The sequence below is a fragment of the Psychrobacter urativorans genome, assembly GCF_904846695.1.
GTDB lineage: Bacteria > Pseudomonadota > Gammaproteobacteria > Pseudomonadales > Moraxellaceae > Psychrobacter > Psychrobacter urativorans.
Window position 1 is genome coordinate 232,223 of the sequence record NZ_CAJHBR010000003.1, and the last position, 19,216, is coordinate 251,438.

The window sequence follows — 19,216 nt, forward strand, 5'->3', positions numbered from 1 at the left end:
GGTTAGATTGATGCATTTAAGCTTAAGTTATACCCGACAACACTTTACTCATAGCGATAATGTCTCACTTATCGAACGGCTTAGCTAATAAAAAACCTTTTTATTAGCTAAGCCCTCTTGTGAATAAAAATTGCTATTTTGCTTGGTACTCAATCATAATCTCATTACGACGCATAAACGGTAGAGTCCAAGGTGGATTGTAGCGCGCCATTTCGGCAGTACCTATTATATTTAAGCCCTGCATCCAAGCCTCTAATTCTGCTGTCTTAGCAGCGACTTTTTTATTACCAGTCAGTCCTGAAAACTTGATAACCCCGTAAGTCTTCGCTGGCACTTCGATAATACTGACTGCCCGATTGTTAGGTTTTGGCAGAGTCTGCATAGTGTATTTGCTTGGCATCACAAACCTTACTCGCCACTTACCATCATTCTGTTGCATCGCAACAGGTGCAGTCATGGCAATCTTTGCTGATGTGCCAGTTTGTGGCTGCATCTTAACCGGCGTGGTCATGCTGATCTTACTACTCTGGCCATTAGGTGCAGTATTATTACCAAAGATATAATCAGCTAATATCCTAAAACCTTTATTACCTGCCTGATTTTGGTCGCCCGTCACCCACGTTTGTGCGACGATTTGTGGATCGTAGCGACGCAGCTCAAAATTATCCACTTGATTTAAAATCGTATATTCAGGTTCTTCGGTCGCCATAGCCACTCCTGGTAACATTAATAAACTGCCTAGCAGCAGATAAGTAGTAGCTTGCATAATCTATCTCCCCATTAAACTAGCAGTGCTTAACTTTTAGATAAAACTGCTATTTTAATAGCCTATAACCATAGCAACAACCTAACCTTACTGTCTGTATTTTTTCGTTATGACTCAAGCTAACTATTAGCCGCTTATTCTATTGGCTTAGTACATTCGTCGCTTATTACATTCGTCGCTTAGTACATTATTACCCGCTTATAAAGCATCAACGTCCCAATAAACAGTTAGCAATGCTATAATTAGCGCTATTTTTATTGTTTAAACAGTGACTACTATATGCAATTTACTTTACACAAAACCGCTAGCGGTGAGACTCGTGCCCGCCGCGGCACGGTTCACCTTAATCACGGAGAGGTACAAACCCCTGCTTTTATGCCAGTCGGTACTTATGGTACGGTCAAAGGTATGCTGCCTCGCGATATCGAGGCCATAGGCGCTGATATCATCTTAGGTAATACTTTTCACTTATGGCTGCGTCCAGGTACAGATATCATCGACAAATTCGGTGGTTTGCATAAATTTATGCATTGGGATAAGCCAATATTGACCGATTCAGGCGGCTTCCAAGTATTTAGCTTAGGAGCCATGCGCAAGATTACTGAAGAAGGTGTCAACTTTAAATCGCCTATCGATGGCGCTAAAGTGTTCCTGTCACCAGAAAAATCAATGCAAATTCAATACAGTCTTAATTCTGATATCGTTATGCAGTTCGATGAGTGTACGCCCTATCCGGCTACTCATGACGAAGCCAAAAAGTCATTGGAGCTATCGCTGCGCTGGGGACAACGTTGTGTTGACGAGCATAATAAATTAGGCAGCACTAATGCCCTATTCGGTATTATCCAAGGCAGTATGTATGCTGATTTGCGTCAGCAGTCGCTTGAGGGTTTGCTTGAGATTGGCTTTGATGGTTACGCCATTGGTGGTCTGTCGGTTGGGGAACCCAAAGAAGAAATGATAGATGTGCTTGATTACCTTCCTGATGACATGCCGGCCGATAAACCGCGCTACTTGATGGGTGTGGGTAAGCCTGAGGATCTCGTTGAAGGGGTGCGTCGTGGCGTTGATATGTTCGACTGCGTAATGCCTACTCGTAATGCACGTAATGGCCATTACTTTGTCACTGGTAACGCAGACAATGTCGGTGTAGTGCGTATTCGTAATAGCCAATATAGAGAAGATGAAGGTGCATTAGATCCTGAATGTGATTGCTATACTTGCCAAAACTTTAGCCGTGCTTACTTATATCATCTTAATAAGTGTAAAGAGATGCTAGGCGCGCAATTAGCGACTATTCATAACTTGCGTTATTATCAGCGCTTAATGGCTGGTATAAGAGAAGCTATTGAACAAGATACCTTTGATCAATTCGTTAGCGAGTTTTACGCTAAGCGTGGTCAGAGTGTACCTGAATTAAATTTGCGCTAAATCGTTGTTAAGGTTTATCTGCTAAAACAAAAATGCCAGACAGTGAAAGCTGACTGGCATTTTTATTAAATTCATAGTGCTAAGGTTAAAGACTTTAATGCTCTAAAACCTTGCGCTATTGATCTTGACGCTCATATTAAATCCGATCGTCTGGCAGTTGATCCATTGGAATATCAGGATGGTTCTTTAGGTGAACGATAGAGAAAAGTAAGCCGCCCCATATAAGCACCATGGAGATAATCATAAAAATAATTGCTGAAGTACTCATAATAATTTCCTATTAAAATATCATTTTATTAAGGTGCGTCATCAAGTAAACGGGCCTTGTCATCTTCTTCATCATATACCCCTTTCATACTACTAAGTACAAATGCTCCTAAGCCGAAGAATACTACGATGCCCCAACCAAATAATAATAGGATGGTTGTAGAGTAGCCTTCATAAGGGGTTTTAACGAGATCGACAATTTTTAGACCTAAAGCAATAGTTAGCACTGTTGGAGTAATGACTGTTAGCATAAATATCCAAGCACCACCTAATTTGATACTAGAAACACGATTGATATGAGCAAGTATGCCTGGGATTTTACGGCGATTAAACCAAGTCAACCAAATAATTGACATCAAACCACCAGCCACGATACCGATATTATTAGCAAAGTGATCGATCACATCTACTAGTACCAAAGAGCTGCCAGTAGAGAAAGCAGCGATAGAGATAATCGCACAAACTCCGCCTATCACTGCAACTGCTTTTTTGCGTGGCCAATCAAACTTATCTTGAAAAGCAGAAATAGGCACTTCAAGAATACTGATTAGCGAACTGATCCCAGCAACTACTAAAGAGCCAAAGAATAGGAAACCTACGATATCACCGCTTGCGCCCATAGTAGAAATGATTTTAGGGAAGACAAAGAACGCCAGTCCAACACCACCACTAGCAACCTCTGATACATCTTGACCAGTCGATTGGGCCATAAAACCGATAGCAGCAAAGATACCAATACCAGCGATAAGCTCAAAAGAAGAGTTGGCAAAACCAACCACTAGGCCTGCGCCTGTTAAGTTAGTATTCTTCTGTAGGTAGGAGGCATAGGTGACCATAATACCGAAGCCTACTGATAGTGAGAAAAATACATGACCATAAGCCGCTAACCAGACGTTAGGATCTTGCATTTTGACCCAGTTTGGCTCGAAGAAAGCGTTTAAACCGATAACTGCACCCGGTAAGTTGACGGCTTTGAATACCATAATGCCAAACAATATAAGCAATAAAGGTAGGCAAATTTTATTAGCCAGTTCAACCCCTTTACGAATACCGCCAAACATAATTAACATAGATACTGCCCAAACGATGAGCAAACCAACGAACATCTGTGGTACGAACACTGAAGTTAAGTCACCAGTGTGGTGTACAAAGTCGCTGACAAAGAAAGTGGTAGTATCTTCACCCCACTTCTGACCAAACGAGAAAAACATGTAACTGCCGGCCCAAACGATAACTGCGGCGTAATAAATGGCAATGACGAAAGACACTAGTGTCTGCCACCAGCCCACAAACTGGGCAGAAGGTACCATCTTTTTATAAGCACGAGGGGCAGCGGCACGATACTTATGCCCAATGGCATAGTCCAAGAATAATAGTGGAATACCTGCGGTTAATAAAGCAATGAGATAAGGCACCATGAATGCCCCACCGCCATTATCATAGGCCACATAAGGAAATCGCCATATGTTACCTAAGCCTACCGCTGAACCAATAGCGGCTATAATGAATCCAGTTCTACCGGACCAGTTTTCCCTTTGTTGTGCCATACAAGACTCCTAAAATCTACTAATAATCTCTTTGATCATTTTTGACTATTGCATTGAATGGCGCAAAATAATCAAAGAAATCATAAGTTAGCTGTTGGTTAAAATAAGTTGCTACAACCTTACTTCACATAATTTCAGAGTTTCTGCTAATCGACACCAAAAGTCAAGCAATCATAAATACAAAAAGCCATAACAATAAGTTATGGCTATAGCAAATTAAAGTATGAGCAGCATTAATACCTGCCAATAATGAGCAAGGATTAGTTAGCGAACTACCCCACGTTTACTATTTGCTAATGAATCGATTAGCAGCTGGATTTTAGGCTCTTGTGGTAATTGATCATGCAATTTTTCTAGTGCTTGGGCAGTGGTTAATCCTGATCTAAAGATAGTGACATAAGCTTGGCGCAAAATGTTTATAGTTTCTTGTGTCCAGCCTTTGCGACGCATGCCCTCAACATTGAGTCCATGAGTGCTGGCAGGATTACCCGATACCATAGTGAATGCCGCTACGTCTTTTAAAATTAAACTGGCACCGCCAATCAAGCTGTAATCGTCGACTCGGCAAAACTGATGGATACCTGAGTTGCCTCCTACTATAGTGTGGTTGCCAATAATCACGTGCCCAGCGAGACCAACATTATTCGCAAAAATATTATTATCACCAATCATACAATCATGAGCAATATGGGTATTGACCATCAACAAATTATGATTGCCAATTTTAGTCAAGCCATTATCTTGCACTGTGCCACGATGCAAACTGCAAGCTTCACGAATAGTATTATGATCGCCAATCTCAAGCCAAGTGCGCTCACCAACATACTTTAGATCTTGTGAATCCTCGCCAATACTGGCGAACTGATAGATTTGATTGTGTTGACCGATACGGGTGAGTTTAGTAACCACTACATGTCGATGCAATACAGTATGAGCGCCGATCGTCACCTCATCACCAATGACACAATAGGGTCCAATAACAGCGGTTTCATCAATAGTAGCTGATGGTGAGATGAGTGCGGTAGGATGAATCTGACTCATAATGTAGGCCTTTGTATTCTTTAATACGAAAAAGTAATGCAAATTCGCATTATAAACTGGTTTGGTAATTATTTACAGGCATCCTACAGTCACTTTATTAACTCGCAACTTGAGAATGGACCATAAAATTAAAGCTAACTAACCCTGATGGCCATTAATAAATAGAGCAATTAATAATAACAGCCATTACTAAAGATAAGATTAAGCAGGCTGTTGTTGGCGAGCAATCATTATTTGCGCACTGGCAGCTAGTTCAGTACCTACATGTACTGTGCAGTCGAACTTATAAATACCTTGTTTTTGCATGATCGTTTTAGCGCGAATAATCAGCTGATCACCAGGAATAACTCGGCGCTTAAAACGGACTTTATCTACTCCTGCAAACAAATACAGATAGCCATCTTCAGCGGTTAACCCTGCACTGATAAAGCCTAACACGCCTGATACTTGTGCCATGGACTCTACCATCAATACACCTGGCATGATCGGCTCATCAGGGAAATGGCCATTAAAATACTCTTCATTAATAGTCACGTTTTTGATACCAGTAATGCACTCGCCAGGTTTACAGGCAGTGATTCTATCGACGAGCATAAACGGATAACGATGGGGCAAATAATGCTTAAGGGTATGATAATTTAGCGGTAAGGTTAAGCCTTGCTCAGCTAATAACTTTATATCTTCTTCTGTAATAGTCTCGATATCGATGTCGATGGCGTTCATGCCTTGCTTCCTTGCGATTGTTGCGGGCTGTTAATAAAAGTAGGTAATAAGAATTTATTTATAATCAAACGTATTGATATTTTATAAAAGTTAATAATAACGCTGCATTAATGAGCAACGTTAGCTGTCCCCAAGTTGACGAAAGCGTACCGCAGCACGTCGCCATTTGGCAGTAGGCATAGCTGCTGTTCCAGAAGAATAGGAGCCAGCGGTCTGAATAGACTTAGTTACCATGGTCATACCTGATAACGTCACATCATCAGTAATCTTAACATGACCATTGATGCCGACTGCTCCGCCTATAATGCAGCGCTTACCGATGATAGTGCTACCAGCAATACCTGTATTAGCGGCTATAGCCGTTCCGTCACCAATATGCACGTTATGCGCAATTTGTACTAAGTTGTCGATAATGACGTGGTTGCCTATGATAGTGTCATCAATGGCACCACGATCCACACAGCTGTTGCTGCCGATACGGACATGATCGCCAATAATAACTCGACCAAGCTGCGCAATCCGCTCCCAACCACTGCTACTACGATCGCTAGTAGGAGCAAAGCCGAAACCTTCACTGCCAATAACTACCCCAGCATGTAGACGCACATGACTACCAATGATACAGTCATGCGCTACTACTACTTGGGGTTTGATCACTGCATAGTCACCAATGCTACTGCGATCTTCTATCACTACATGCGCATCTAGACAACTGCCTGTGCCGATCTGTACTTGTTCACCGATAACACAAAAGGCGCCAATGCTGACTCCAGCAGCAATAATCGCACTATCAGCGATTACGGCAGTAGGATGAATAGCTTTAGCGGGTATGTTGGGGGCGAATAGCTGGCTGGCACTAGCGTAAGCTAAGTAAGGCGTAGCTACTACTAAGCCCACAGAGCTGGTAGGTACTTGAGCGCTAAATGGTTCAGTGATAAGCACGGCTCCTGCTTGGCTACCGGCTAGACGGGAGATGTAATGCGGATCTGCTAAAAAGCTTAATTGCGTGCTTTTAGCGTCAGTTAGGCTGCCAATACTGGTCAGTTGCACCTGTAATTGCTCAATACTCAGGGCAGCCTTATTTAATACGGGCTGGCGCTGCTCAATATGGCTGATAAGTTGTTCAATCGTTATCATAGTCAACGTTAGTATTATTAGTATAAGAAAGTAGGCGCTAAGTTGAGTAGTCAACTTACCGCCTATCGAATTTCGAGGTTAGATCTAGAAATATTATCTAACCTCTATTACGTCTATGTTCTAAAGCTAGCGGGCTGTTCTATGTATTACTAGTACTAACAACTGTCTTAGAACGTACTACCGATTTGGAACTGAACTTTTTCTGTCTGATCGCCTTCTTTGTCACCAAATGGCACTGCATAGCTGATTGAGACTGGGCCAATCGGCGTGTACCAAGTGACACCAGCACCCGCACTAAAGCGCATCTTATTGTCTTGTTGCAGCAATGGCACACCCGTATCAGTACCCTTAACAGGATCGATAAAGGTACGGTTTTCTCTATCTGAAGTGTCAAAGACTTGTCCACCCTCGGCAAACAGTACTGGACGCACTTGATCAGCCCAATCAGCCTTAAACGGTAATGGCAAAATCAGCTCAGCCCCGAAGCTAGCTAATGCATTACCGCCCACTTCTTCATCTCTAAGACGATCACGACCACTGATTGCATCACTATAGGCTTTAGATCTAGGGCCTAAACTTGAAGACTCATAACCACGCACTGAGCCATAACCACCAGCATAGAAGTTTTCATAAAATGGTAAATTGTTACCATAGCCAAGCTTAGTATAGCCACGCGCTACCCAGTCTTTATAGATAGGATAATAGATGTTGCCGCGATAAATGAGCTTTTGGAAGCTAGAATCACCAAGACCGATAGTACCGTCTACCGTATGGCTCATACCTTTGGTTGGGAATACCGGACGATCTAGAGTGCTATAGTCCCATCCTAATAATAAATTATAGGTGGTATAGTCATTCTTAAAGGTAGAAACGCCATCGATAAGTTCACCGGCATCATCTCTAACAGCGTCAACTGTGCCACCACTTTCAAGGATACGATCGACGTTGACTACCCCAAGGTTGCGGCCGCCACGTACCGTGGTATTATCGATGTTAAGACCGGCACTAACTCTTTTAGTCTCATCAACTGGATAGCTGTAGTTCAGCGTACCACCGTACGAATCAGTCACATAGTTGCTTACGTTTCGATCATCGAATTTGGTTTCGCGATAATAAGCACTAATACCTTGCGAGACACCATTTTCAGTAAAGTAAGGGTCGGTATACCCTAAGCTATAAGAATCACGAGTTTCTGAACGTGATAAAGCGGCTTTTACTCGGTTACCAGTACCCATAAAGTTATTTTGGGTCAAATCTAACTGGAAAGTCACACCACCACTTTGCGAGTAACCAGCAGCGATCGTTGAGCTACCAGAGGGCTGCTCAACAACAGTGTAGTTAATATCGATTTGATCAGGCTGATTAGGTACTGGTTTAACATCAGCTTTAACGTCTTTAAAGAAGCCGGTGCGTAACAAGCGAGTACGTGACAGCTGGATCTTTTCATTAGAAGCTAAAGCCCCTTCTAACTGACGCATTTCACGGCGCAATACTTCATCTTTAGTACGTAGATTGCCATTAAAGTTGATACGGCGCACATAGATTGGTCGTGCCGGATCAATATAGTAATCGACATCGACGACCTTAGTTTCATCATTAATGCGTGGCACAGGACGGATTTGGGCTAAGTAAAAGCCTTCGTTACCATAGCGGCTTTTTAATGCTGAAGTTGTCGCGTCTAGCTGAGCTTGTGAGTATTTATCTTTAGGGGCAAAAGTTACTAGATCTTTGAGTTCTGCCGTATCGAATGTTGGCTTACCTAAGAAACTGATATCACCGAACTGGTATTGCGCGCCCTCTGTTAAGCTGATTTCAATGAATACACTACTCTTATCTTCACTGATGTTTAACACAGCGTTGTCTACTGAAAAGCGTACATAACCATCATTCTGATATAGCGCAGTCAAATTCTCTAAACTGGCCGCCAGCTTTTCTTGCGCATAGCGATCAGATTTAGATAATGCGCGCGTCCATGAAGACTCTTTTAGCGCAAACGCATCTCTTATCTGTTTGTCACTAAAGTGGCTATTACCAATAATATTGATATCAACTACTTTTGAGGGCTTACCTTCAATAAAGCGTATGTCTAACTTGACACGGTTACCATCAAGTACTGTTTGATCAACCTCGATATTACTATTGTAATAGCCTTGGCTGATATATTGCTGCTGTAACTCATTAGCAACCCCTTGTAGCGTGGCTTGTTTCAGCACATCGCCTACAGACAGACCAGCGTTATCTAAACCTTGGGTCAGGCCTTCTTTAGGGATAAGCTTGTTACCCTCAAAGTTTACTTCAGCGATGACTGGACGCTCAACTACTTCAAAACGTAGCCGATTACCTTCAACACGGCTTTGAATATTGGCAAAGTTTTCAGTAGCATACAGAGCTTTAATACTGGCCGCAAGACTGCTATCAGTGACGGTATCACCCACTGAAATAGGCAACACAGGATAGAGGCTATCAGGGGTCAGACGCTGTAAGCCTGTAAAACCAATATCGGTCGCTACAAAATCTGCAGCTTGTGCCGATACACTCATCATTGCTACCACTAACGGCAACCCAGCCGCACTCATAAATAAAGGCGTACGCATAAACACTATCCGTCAATAAAAAACTTGCTAAAGTTAAGTTAAAAAGTGTATTTCGTCAGACTCGATAAGTAAAAAACCAACAACTTATCGAAGTAGGACTCAAGACACTGTATATAAAACGCAGGATAAAATAAACTAAAAATTATTATTAGTACAGTTTTAGGGACAGATCTTGCCAGGTCTATAGCACTCATCAGCGCAACATTATACCTACTACAGACGTTAATGTGGCGCATTTTGACCAGTTCTCATCACTAACAATGATCAAAAAAGCCGACTAATATCATTACCAATTGCTAACACCATGAAACCTAACAGTAAGAGTAGGCCTATATTAAAACCAGCAATCTGGAAACTCTCTGACAACGGCTTACCACGGATCAGCTCGATAACATAATAGACAATATGCCCACCATCTAACACCGGAATAGGTAATAGATTGAGTACTGCCAAACTAAGACTGATCAAAGCTGCCGTAGATAATACCATCTCCCAACTGATGTCAAAGCTTTGCTTGGCTACTTTGGCAATAGTAATCGGACCAGATAAATTATCGAGACCAATCATTCCTGAGAGCATTTTGCCCATAGAGTCGATAGTCATTACGGCTAGCTGCTCAGTCTTTTGGAATGATTTAACTAGTGCTTCACCAGGACCATAAACTATAGTCGTTTTAAACTCATCAGGGACAACGATTTCAGACTGGGCAACCATCGCCCCAATCTGACCAAAATCATTACCTAAATTGTTTTTTTTACCTTGCGGCATAATTTTTAGCTCTACTGGCTTATCATTACGCAATACGCTAAAGCTCAATAATACCTCAGGGCTATCGCGAATAATGCGAGTAACGCTAATCCAATCCGTTACAGGGGTGCCATTGATCGCTGTGATTTTATCACCTACTTTCATACCTTGTAGACTAGCAGCGCCATCAACACTCAACTCCCCTACGATCGGCGCAATATTAGGCTGCCAAGGTAACATACCAAAGCTGCTTAATGCATCCTTACCTTGGTCATTGCCTTGCATAAATCGCTTTACAGGCGCTTGATAAGTAGTAGCTGGTTTAGTAGCATCAGTAGCTGATTGTAAGGTGACACTGACGTTATCCGTCTCGCCCATACGTCCAGCCAGCCGATAATTAATACCTTCCCAAGTCTGTACTTTATGACCATCAATAGCGACAATCTTGTCTCCTGCTGGCAGCTGCGCACTCGCTGCTGGCGTATTGGGCAGTACTTGGCCAATAGTAGTGGCTAGCTGCTCTGATGGGGTCATAAATAACACCCAAAATAGGCCAATAGCAATAATAAAGTTCATGATCGGGCCAGCGGCGACTATGGCTATTTTCTTTAGAGGATGTTGCCTATTAAAGGCTAAATGCAGATCTTCTTTTGCCACTGCACCTTCGCGCTCATCAAGCATTTTTACATAGCCACCTAAAGGCAATGCAGAAATACGATAGTCGATACCACTGCGCTTACTAGTCCAGCCCGCCAGCTTAGGACCAAAGCCGATAGAATAGGTCAATACCTTGACACCACAAAGTCGAGCCACTATGTAATGACCCCACTCATGCAATGCAATCAGAGGGCCTAGCACAAAAATTGCCGCTAATAGCGTTAACAAAAATGTCATGAGCCGCTCTCAATTAAAGGACTTAAGGGTAACAAGAAAGAAGCTCTAAAGCATTTGCATAACTAAGCTTTCAGTATAGTGCCTAGCCAAGCTATCTATCGCTAAAATGTCATCGATATCCGCATCAGCGCTTAGCGTTGACGCTTTTACTTCGCTCAAAGCTTGCTCGTTAATGCTAGCGATATCGGTTAAACGCACTTTACCTTGCAAAAAAGCCTCTACTGCAATCTCGTTTGCCGCATTTAGAATAATAGTCGCTTGAGTACCCGCTTGCATAGCTTGACGAGCCAAACGCAAACAAGCAAATTTCTGCAAGTCGGGCTTGATAAATTCTAGACCGCTTAGCGTATACAAATCTAAGGGCTGCGAGCCGCTAGCGATACGTTGCGGATAGCTGAGCGCATGGGCAATAGGCGTCTTCATGTCCGGACTACCTAGCTGTGCTAAAAAGCTACCATCGCTATATTCTACCATTGAGTGAATGATACTTTGTGGATGAATAACCACATTTATCTTGCTCTCTGGTAGATCGAATAAATGACAAGCTTCTATTAGCTCCAGTCCTTTATTCATCATCGTTGCTGAATCAACAGATATCTTTTGGCCCATTGACCAGTTTGGATGCTTAACTGCCTCGGCTACCCCTGCTTGCTGCATCTGCGCAAACGACTGCTGTAAAAATGGTCCACCAGAAGCGGTCAACCACAGCTTACGTACTCCGTGGCTACTGTCATGAATTTGGGTGTTATCTTGCTGAATAGTGGCAGGTAAACACTGAAAGATAGCATTGTGCTCAGAGTCTATCGGTAATAAGGTGGCGTGATGAGTCTTGACTGCTTTTATCATCACTTGTCCGGCCATTACCAACGCTTCTTTGTTAGCGAGCAGAATACGCTTGCCCGCGCGAGCTGCCGCTAATGTAGAAGGCAATCCTGCGGCACCAACGATAGCAGCAACGACCGTATCGACTTGGCTGTCAGTGGCAACATCGATCAAACCTTGCGTGCCACCGACTACCTCGGCAGTCAATCCAGCCTGCTTGAGACGTTTAGCAAAATCGTCCACTGCTTCAGTCGGCACTGCTACCCGCTTAGGCTTAAACTGCTGACATAACTTCAGGAGCTTATCCAAGCGCTGATGGCCTGATAAAGCATAGACTTCATAGTCTTGTAGATGTTCAGCCAATATCGCTAAAGTGCTGTTGCCTATTGAGCCAGTTGCGCCTAGTACCGCGATGCGTTGGGTCATAACTAGTAGTGCCTATGATATCGTCAATTAATAAAAGTAGCTGAAATCAGTTACATCTGCAACTTAGACAACTAATAATCCTAGCTGTTGTAAGCCCCAAAATCCTAATGCAAATACAGGTGTAGCAGACAGTAATGAGTCAATACGGTCAAGGATACCACCATGACCTGGCAAGATAGTTCCTGAATCTTTTACATTAGCACGACGCTTGAGCATCGACTCAAACAAATCACCCAATACCGAAGACAATATTGTCAGCGCTGATAAGCCAATAAAGGCTACTAGCGCCATACCGGTTAACTGTAGTTTGAAAACGCTGATAGCAACGACTACTACTAAGCCTGTTACTAAACCGCCAGCCAGTCCTTCCATGCTCTTATTAGGCGAGACATTCGGTGCCATCTTAATGCGACCAAGCTTACGGCCAACAAAATAAGCCCCACTGTCGGCGCACCAAACCATCAAGAACACGTACATAAGCCACCAAGGTGACGCTTGCCATAAGTAAAACATTGCCGTAATTGAGGCAGTTAAGATAACCACACCCATCAGGGCTAGGCGCTGGCCATACCATTTTGTATGAGTAGGAAATTTAGTGACCCACGATAGAGCCATCATCCAGATAACTAGAGACGCTAGCCACCAAGCTACCCAAGTAAATTTGAGCATCAATGAAGCCAAAGTTACTACTAGCACTATCAATACAAACACTATTGGCTGCCGCCATTTCGGCATTAGCTTAGTCCACTCATGAGCGGCAATCGTCACTCCGATGGCCAGTAATGGAGCGAACAAAACAGGCGTTTGGCTGGCAAATAAAGCAATACCAACAATGACAATAAGCACGACTGCTGTTTTAATCCGTTGCCACATAGTGAGCGAACCTTATAGTTTTATAGTCTTGAATAAAAACATCTATGAATGAAAAAATAGCTCTTAATAGCCAACAGTCAGTGAAAGAATGGCAATTAAAGCTGCATTATAACAGCTAATTTGACAGGTTCAGTTACATTGATTGGCTTAGCAATCATGATGAGGTCTGTATTTGCTCGCTAGTCTTGCCAAATCGACGCTGACGCTGAGCAAACTCTTTGATCATCGTCGCCAACTCCTCTGCAGCAAAATTCGGCCACAATGTCTGAGTGAAGAACAGTTCAGCATAAGCGGACTGCCATAACAAGAAGTTCGACAGTCGGTACTCTCCGCCCGTACGAATCAACATATCTACCGCAGGCGCATCTGCTAATTGGACATATTCGCCCAGCTTTTCTTTATTGATATCTTCGATACGCAGTTGTCCGGCCTGCATTTGCTCAGCTAGCTGCTGGGCTGCATGAGCGATATCCCATTGACCACCATAGCTGATAGCGATCACTAAGGTCATCGCCTCATAATGAGCCGTCTGAGCTTCAGCATCCGCCATTTGTGTGCGCAACTCGTCACTCAATAGACTACGATCACCAATAAAGCGTAGTTTAATATGATGCTTTTGCATACGAGGCATTTGCTCATCGATAGTCAGTTTTAATAACTGCATCAATAAAGCCACTTCAGCAGGTGGGCGCTGCCAATTCTCACTAGAAAAAGCAAATACCGTCAATACTTTAATACCTACTTCGCGGCAATACTCAACGATAGGGTCTAGTGCATCTTTACCTTTGCTATGACCTTCGCCCTTCGCTAGGGCATGTTGTTTGCCGTAACGATTATTGCCATCCATGATAATAGCGATGTGTTTGGGCTTGAGGTCGATATCGGTTTCTTTCAACATTTTAGAACCATTTTAATAGTAATGAAATTCATGAGATAAAAGTTACTTTTTACTACGTATCAGCATATTCAGCTTAGTAAGTATGTAAGGTAAATTCAATGATTAACGATTTGTAAGTGCATTAATATTATGTTATTTCATAAGGTGCAATTTTTGGCTTGATAGCTTGTTTAGCAGTCTCTGCTATGGCTAGTAATACAGTTAACAAACCAGATAATGATAGCGGATTGTTTTTACCGCTTAAACGCCAACCATTAAAAAACTGGCAACTTAACAAATACAACTTGCAAGAGACCAGTCCTTATTTAACTATTGATGTAGCGCTTTTACAGCGTTGTTTACACTGCCATCAAATCAATTTCTTTTTTACTTAGACGGCTATCGATAGTTTCGATATATTTGTCAGTGATTTTTTGGATTTCATCACTAGCACGGTGCTCGTCATCTTCTGATATTTCTTTTTCTTTTGCCAATTCTTTGATGTCATTCATCATATCACGGCGTACATTACGGATAGAAACTCGGCTGTTTTCAGCCTCACCGCGTGCTAATTTTTGCATGTCACGACGGGTTTCTTCGGTCAATGATGGCATAGGAACTCGGATAACATCGGCAGTCATCGGGTTCAAACCTAAATCGGCTTCACGAATGGCCTTATCTACTGCTTGTATCATAGTGCGATCGAACGGCTGTACTAATAGCGTGCGTGAATCTTCAACGTTGACGCTAGCCACTTGGTTCAAAGGCGTAGCAGCACCATAATAGCTGACCATAATACCTGATAACATACCTGGATGCGCACGTCCAGTACGGACCTTACTAAAGGTGCTTTCTAGCGCCTCTAAGGTTTTTTGCATGCGCGCTTCGCCTTCTTGCTTAATCTCTTTAATCATGTCGTTGTCCTTATTTATCGCTAACGATAATATGCTATGTTATTGGTTTTTATTTTGAATAATGGTTTATAAAATAGTAGCTTATTAATTAACCGCTTCGTGGCTATGTAGCTATATGGCTATTCACTTAGTGATAGACTCTTGTGCCTTCATTTTCGCCCATAACTACATTTAGCAAAGCGTTCGGTTTAGTCATATCGAAGACTTGCAAGGGTACATTATGCTCACGACATAAAGCGATAGCCGTCAAATCCATTACCCCAAGCTTTTGCTCTAGCACTTCATCAAAAGTTAAACCGTCATATTTAACCGCATCACTATGCAAGCTTGGGTCTTTATCATAGACCCCATCAACTTTAGTGGCTTTTAGAATCAGACCCGCTTCAATCTCAATACCACGTAGGCAAGCTGCCGTATCGGTAGTAAAGAAAGGGTTGCCAGTACCAGCAACGAAAATACAAACTTCGCCGTTTTTGAGGTAGCGAATAGCATTACGGCTGCTGTAGCTTTCGGTAACTTCACCAATAGGCAACGCTGACATCAGGCGGGTTTTAATATTACGACGCTCAAGCGCATCACGCATAGCTAAACCATTCATCACGGTTGCTAACATACCCATTTGGTCGCCAGTTACTCGGCCAACTAGGCCTTCTTTTTGTAATTGTGCGCCACGATATAAGTTACCACCGCCAACTACGATCCCTACTTGTACTCCAAGACCACGCAAATGGGCGATGGATAAACTCATATTATCGAGCACTTCACTATCAATACCCATCTCTTTGCCACCTGCTAAGGCTTCGCCTGAGAGTTTAAGCAAAATGCGCGAGTAACGAGGGTTCTTGTCAGACATGAGGGTACCTTTTATAGTTGAACACCAATATTAGGGTTAAATGTAAATATTATAATAATAAACACTTAGATACAGCAAACAAATTGCGCTAATTGTAGCAAAAACTACCGACTATTGGGCAATTTTCCTTTAGCGCATTATTGCCAGCAAATACTAGCAATGCCTAGGCTTTATAACTGGCAAATAAGTCGTACTCGCTAGCATCATCGATAGTCACCGTTAATAACTGACCGACTTGCACGTTAGCAGTAATGTTATCGACATAGACGTGGCCGTCAATTTCAGGCGCATCGGCATAACTACGGCAAATAGCGATGTTCTCTTCGCTATCGATTTCATCGACTAACACGGTTAAAGTCCTGCCAATTTTCTCTTGCAGCTTTTGGGCAGAGATATCCTGCTGTAGCGCCATAAAGCGCTCGTAACGTTCCTGCTTAACCGCTTCAGGTACTGGATTAGGCAAGTCATTAGCAACAGCGCCTTCGACTTCTGAATAAGTAAAAGCACCAACGCGATCAAGGCGAGCTTCAACTAACCAGTCAAGCAGACATTGGAAGTCTTCTTCAGTCTCACCAGGAAAACCAACTACAAAGGTTGAGCGAATGACGATATCGGGACAAATAGCCCGCCAAGCTTGAATACGAGCTAAAGTATTTTCGCTATGCGCTGGGCGTTTCATCGCCTTTAAGATGCGAGGGCTGGCATGCTGAAACGGAATATCTAAGTAAGGCAATAACTTGCCTTCACCCATTAGCTCGACAACTTTATCGACATGAGGATACGGATAAACATAATGCAGACGCACCCAGATGCCTAGCTGATTCAACGCTTGGCACAAGTCATAAAATTTGGACTTCAGCGGCATTCCGTTCCAAAAACTAGTCTTATATTTCAGATCCAGACCATAAGCAGAGGTATCTTGCGAGATGATTAGCAGCTCTTTTACCCCAGCATTTTTTAGTGCCATAGCTTCATTCATTACGCTATCAATCGGCCGTGAGACTAAATCGCCACGTAAGCTTGGAATGATACAAAAAGTACAGCGATGATTACAGCCTTCTGAAATCTTTAGATAAGCATAATGACTAGGGGTTAATTTAATATCCGCTTCATTGATTAAGTCTATCTTGGGATTATATTCATCGGTTAATTCGCGCTTCGGCTTAGGTACATGCAGCGCTACTGCCCTAATTACTTCATCATAAGCATGGGCACCAGTCACTGCCAATACCGCAGGATGCATTTTTCTAATCTTGTCCGCCTCTTTACCTAAGCAACCAGTAACAATGACTTTACCGTTTTTGCTAATAGCTTCACCGATAGCGTCCAGCGATTCTTGTACGGCTGACTCGATAAAGCCACAAGTATTGACTACTACTAAGTCAGCGCCTTCGTAATCACTAGCTACTTGATAGCCATCGCGGCTCAGCTCAGTGATAATACGTTCGCTATCTACTAAAGCTTTAGGGCAGCCTAAAGAGACAAAGCCAATTTTTGGTGTAGTGGTCGGTGCACTAGCTGTCGCAGCATTAGCACTACTCGCCTCGCCACTTTGACTGATACTACGGTTTTGATTATGATTGGCTTTATGGTGAGTGGCTTTATGAGTGCTGACAGGCTCTGTGAGCGACGTCTGACTTTGTGCCGGATTGAATACCGTTACGCTGTCATTAAGTTGCGCTAACGCTACAGACTCTGTAGCTGCTGATGATAAAGTCGATAGTGACGCTTTCACATCAGTAGATAGTGTAGAAATTTTGGACATAGCTGACCTTGCAAGAGATAAATTGGCTGTGCGCATTGTACGTTTTTTTTGTGATAATCACCAGTTTTGCCGTGCTATGCTGTTGATTTATGGTTAAATAATAGCGTTATTATTCTATTACTCCCTTTATTTAGGCTTTAGTCATGAGCATTCGTCCTATTACAGCTGAAACTACTCCCGACTTAGCCTTTATATCACAGCATTTATTTACTGCGGTTTTGTGGGTCGATGAATCTCTAGATATCAAATGGCTCAATACTCAGACTGAGCAACTGCTGGCTATTAGTCGTGGACGGCTACTGAATCATTCTATCTTGACCTTACTAGCTCCGGCAGAAACAAATGATGGCACCGACTTAGATGTAATAAAACAGTCAATAGATAAGCCACAATCAGGCGAAACCGCTACTCATAAAACCTATTCATTAACTGAGCGTTTCGCTCATGCCCACCAATATCAGCAGCCCTTTATCGATCATGATCATCGCATCAGCCCGCAATTACTAGAGGGTAATAGCAGCAGTCATAGTGGCGCTATACTGCTAGTAGACTATAGCGTGACGCCGGTCAGCTATGAGCAGCAGACTTACTTTATCATTGAGATGTGGAGTAAGGATCGACACAGCCGTATCTCAAAGGAGCAACGACAACAGCAGCAATATGCTGTGGCCCGACATATGCTGCGCTCAGTAGCCCATGAGGTCAAAAACCCTTTGGCTGGGATTCGCGGGGCGGCGCAGCTACTACAACGTCAGTTTGCTAAAGTGAACGATTTGTCCTCAGTGGATAGTTTAGTTACTGCTATAGCAGCCAATGATACTGAGCCAAATATCAAAACTATAAACCAAAAGTTACTGACTTATACTGATATTATCATCTCAGAAACTGACCGCTTGACTCAACTCATCAGCCAACTTCTTGGCTCTAATCAACTGCCCAATTGGCAAGCGCTAAATATTCATCAAACCCTTGAACACGTGTTAACTTTAGTATTGAGTCAGTATCCAACCGTCAAACTACAGCGCGATTATGATTTATCTATACCAGACTTAGTAGCGGATAAAGATCAGTTGATTCAAGTATTTTTAAACTTAATAAACAACGCTTGTGAGTCGATGCTAGAGCATCAGCAAGTGCTAGTGAATAGTGCTAATACTATTCACTCTAGTGCAGCAACGATTAATAATAGCTCAGTAGACAATTTACCCAAGCCAACTACTTATCAAGCAAAGCTAGCTATTCAGACACGCATTGCTTTTCAACATACCATCGGCAGCCAGCAACATAAGCAAGTGTTGCAAGTCACTATTACTGATAACGGCAGCGGCATAGACTCCGCGCTTATTGGTCAGATATTCTTTCCGATGGTGACTAGTCGTGCAGCTGGGACAGGCTTAGGGTTAGCGATTGTCCAAGATATTGTTAGCCGACATCATGGTATGATAGATGTTATCTCCCAACAGATGCCCGATAGTAGCGAGACTAGCTTCATCTTATACTTGCCTTTTACTCAACCTATCACTAGCTGAAGTTGGCTCG

At 42.8% G+C, this 19,216-nt stretch carries 16 protein-coding genes; 2 read left to right on the forward strand and 14 right to left on the reverse strand.

What is annotated here, in order from left to right; all coding sequences use genetic code 11:
* Positions 1 to 133: 133 nt before the first annotated feature.
* On the reverse strand, positions 134 to 766 hold the full coding sequence (locus tag JMY09_RS04205; RefSeq protein WP_201622333.1) for an SOUL family heme-binding protein: 633 nt from the start codon (positions 764 to 766) through the stop codon (positions 134 to 136).
* A gap of 279 nt (positions 767 to 1,045) precedes the next feature.
* Here JMY09_RS04205 and tgt point away from each other — a divergent pair, with 279 nt between their 5' ends.
* The gene (tgt, locus tag JMY09_RS04210; RefSeq protein WP_201622334.1) at positions 1,046 to 2,197 is read left to right on the forward strand and encodes a tRNA guanosine(34) transglycosylase Tgt; all 1,152 of its coding nucleotides are present in this window, start codon (positions 1,046 to 1,048) and stop codon (positions 2,195 to 2,197) included.
* A 136-nt stretch (positions 2,198 to 2,333) separates the two neighbouring features.
* Here the strand turns inward: tgt and JMY09_RS04215 are convergent, their stop codons facing one another.
* The 13 genes from JMY09_RS04215 to rimO all read right to left on the reverse strand — a co-directional run bounded on the left by JMY09_RS04215 (position 2,334) and on the right by rimO (position 17,677).
* Entirely contained in the window at positions 2,334 to 2,465 is a 132-nt protein-coding gene (locus tag JMY09_RS04215) for a methionine/alanine import family NSS transporter small subunit (RefSeq protein WP_201622335.1), read from the reverse strand.
* Between the two features lie 28 nt (positions 2,466 to 2,493).
* The gene (locus JMY09_RS04220) at positions 2,494 to 4,011 is read right to left on the reverse strand and encodes a sodium-dependent transporter (protein WP_201622336.1); all 1,518 of its coding nucleotides are present in this window, start codon (positions 4,009 to 4,011) and stop codon (positions 2,494 to 2,496) included.
* 264 nt (positions 4,012 to 4,275) lie between these two features.
* Positions 4,276 to 5,052, reverse strand: coding sequence for an acyl-ACP--UDP-N-acetylglucosamine O-acyltransferase (gene lpxA / locus JMY09_RS04225; protein WP_201622337.1), 777 nt, complete (start codon positions 5,050 to 5,052; stop codon positions 4,276 to 4,278).
* A gap of 201 nt (positions 5,053 to 5,253) precedes the next feature.
* The gene (gene fabZ, locus JMY09_RS04230; protein WP_201622338.1) at positions 5,254 to 5,775 is read right to left on the reverse strand and encodes a 3-hydroxyacyl-ACP dehydratase FabZ; all 522 of its coding nucleotides are present in this window, start codon (positions 5,773 to 5,775) and stop codon (positions 5,254 to 5,256) included.
* A gap of 120 nt (positions 5,776 to 5,895) precedes the next feature.
* Positions 5,896 to 6,912: a UDP-3-O-(3-hydroxymyristoyl)glucosamine N-acyltransferase gene (lpxD, locus tag JMY09_RS04235; protein ID WP_201622339.1), complete on the reverse strand. Its 1,017-nt coding sequence runs from the start codon at positions 6,910 to 6,912 to the stop codon at positions 5,896 to 5,898.
* Positions 6,913 to 7,079: 167 nt separating this feature from the next.
* Positions 7,080 to 9,506 carry an outer membrane protein assembly factor BamA gene (bamA, locus tag JMY09_RS04240; RefSeq protein WP_201622340.1) on the reverse strand — a complete coding sequence of 809 codons (2,427 nt, stop codon included), beginning with the start codon at positions 9,504 to 9,506 and terminating at the stop codon, positions 7,080 to 7,082.
* Positions 9,507 to 9,770: 264 nt separating this feature from the next.
* Positions 9,771 to 11,147 carry an RIP metalloprotease RseP gene (gene rseP, locus JMY09_RS04245; protein ID WP_201622341.1) on the reverse strand — a complete coding sequence of 459 codons (1,377 nt, stop codon included), beginning with the start codon at positions 11,145 to 11,147 and terminating at the stop codon, positions 9,771 to 9,773.
* 45 nt (positions 11,148 to 11,192) lie between these two features.
* Positions 11,193 to 12,395, reverse strand: coding sequence for a 1-deoxy-D-xylulose-5-phosphate reductoisomerase (ispC, locus tag JMY09_RS04250; protein WP_201622342.1), 1,203 nt, complete (start codon positions 12,393 to 12,395; stop codon positions 11,193 to 11,195).
* A gap of 63 nt (positions 12,396 to 12,458) precedes the next feature.
* Positions 12,459 to 13,268, reverse strand: coding sequence for a phosphatidate cytidylyltransferase (locus JMY09_RS04255; RefSeq protein WP_201622343.1), 810 nt, complete (start codon positions 13,266 to 13,268; stop codon positions 12,459 to 12,461).
* A gap of 154 nt (positions 13,269 to 13,422) precedes the next feature.
* Positions 13,423 to 14,166, reverse strand: a complete 744-nt coding sequence (gene uppS, locus JMY09_RS04260) for a polyprenyl diphosphate synthase (protein ID WP_201622344.1) — start codon at positions 14,164 to 14,166, stop codon at positions 13,423 to 13,425.
* 338 nt (positions 14,167 to 14,504) lie between these two features.
* Positions 14,505 to 15,059 (reverse strand): ribosome recycling factor, encoded by a 555-nt coding sequence (frr, locus tag JMY09_RS04265; protein ID WP_201622345.1) that lies wholly within the window; start codon positions 15,057 to 15,059, stop codon positions 14,505 to 14,507.
* A gap of 127 nt (positions 15,060 to 15,186) precedes the next feature.
* Entirely contained in the window at positions 15,187 to 15,912 is a 726-nt protein-coding gene (gene pyrH, locus JMY09_RS04270) for a UMP kinase (protein WP_201622346.1), read from the reverse strand.
* Positions 15,913 to 16,075: 163 nt separating this feature from the next.
* Positions 16,076 to 17,677, reverse strand: a complete 1,602-nt coding sequence (gene rimO / locus JMY09_RS04275) for a 30S ribosomal protein S12 methylthiotransferase RimO (protein WP_227677155.1) — start codon at positions 17,675 to 17,677, stop codon at positions 16,076 to 16,078.
* 143 nt (positions 17,678 to 17,820) lie between these two features.
* Here rimO and JMY09_RS04280 point away from each other — a divergent pair, with 143 nt between their 5' ends.
* Positions 17,821 to 19,206, forward strand: coding sequence for a two-component system sensor histidine kinase NtrB (locus JMY09_RS04280; protein ID WP_201622347.1), 1,386 nt, complete (start codon positions 17,821 to 17,823; stop codon positions 19,204 to 19,206).
* Positions 19,207 to 19,216 lie beyond the last annotated feature (10 nt).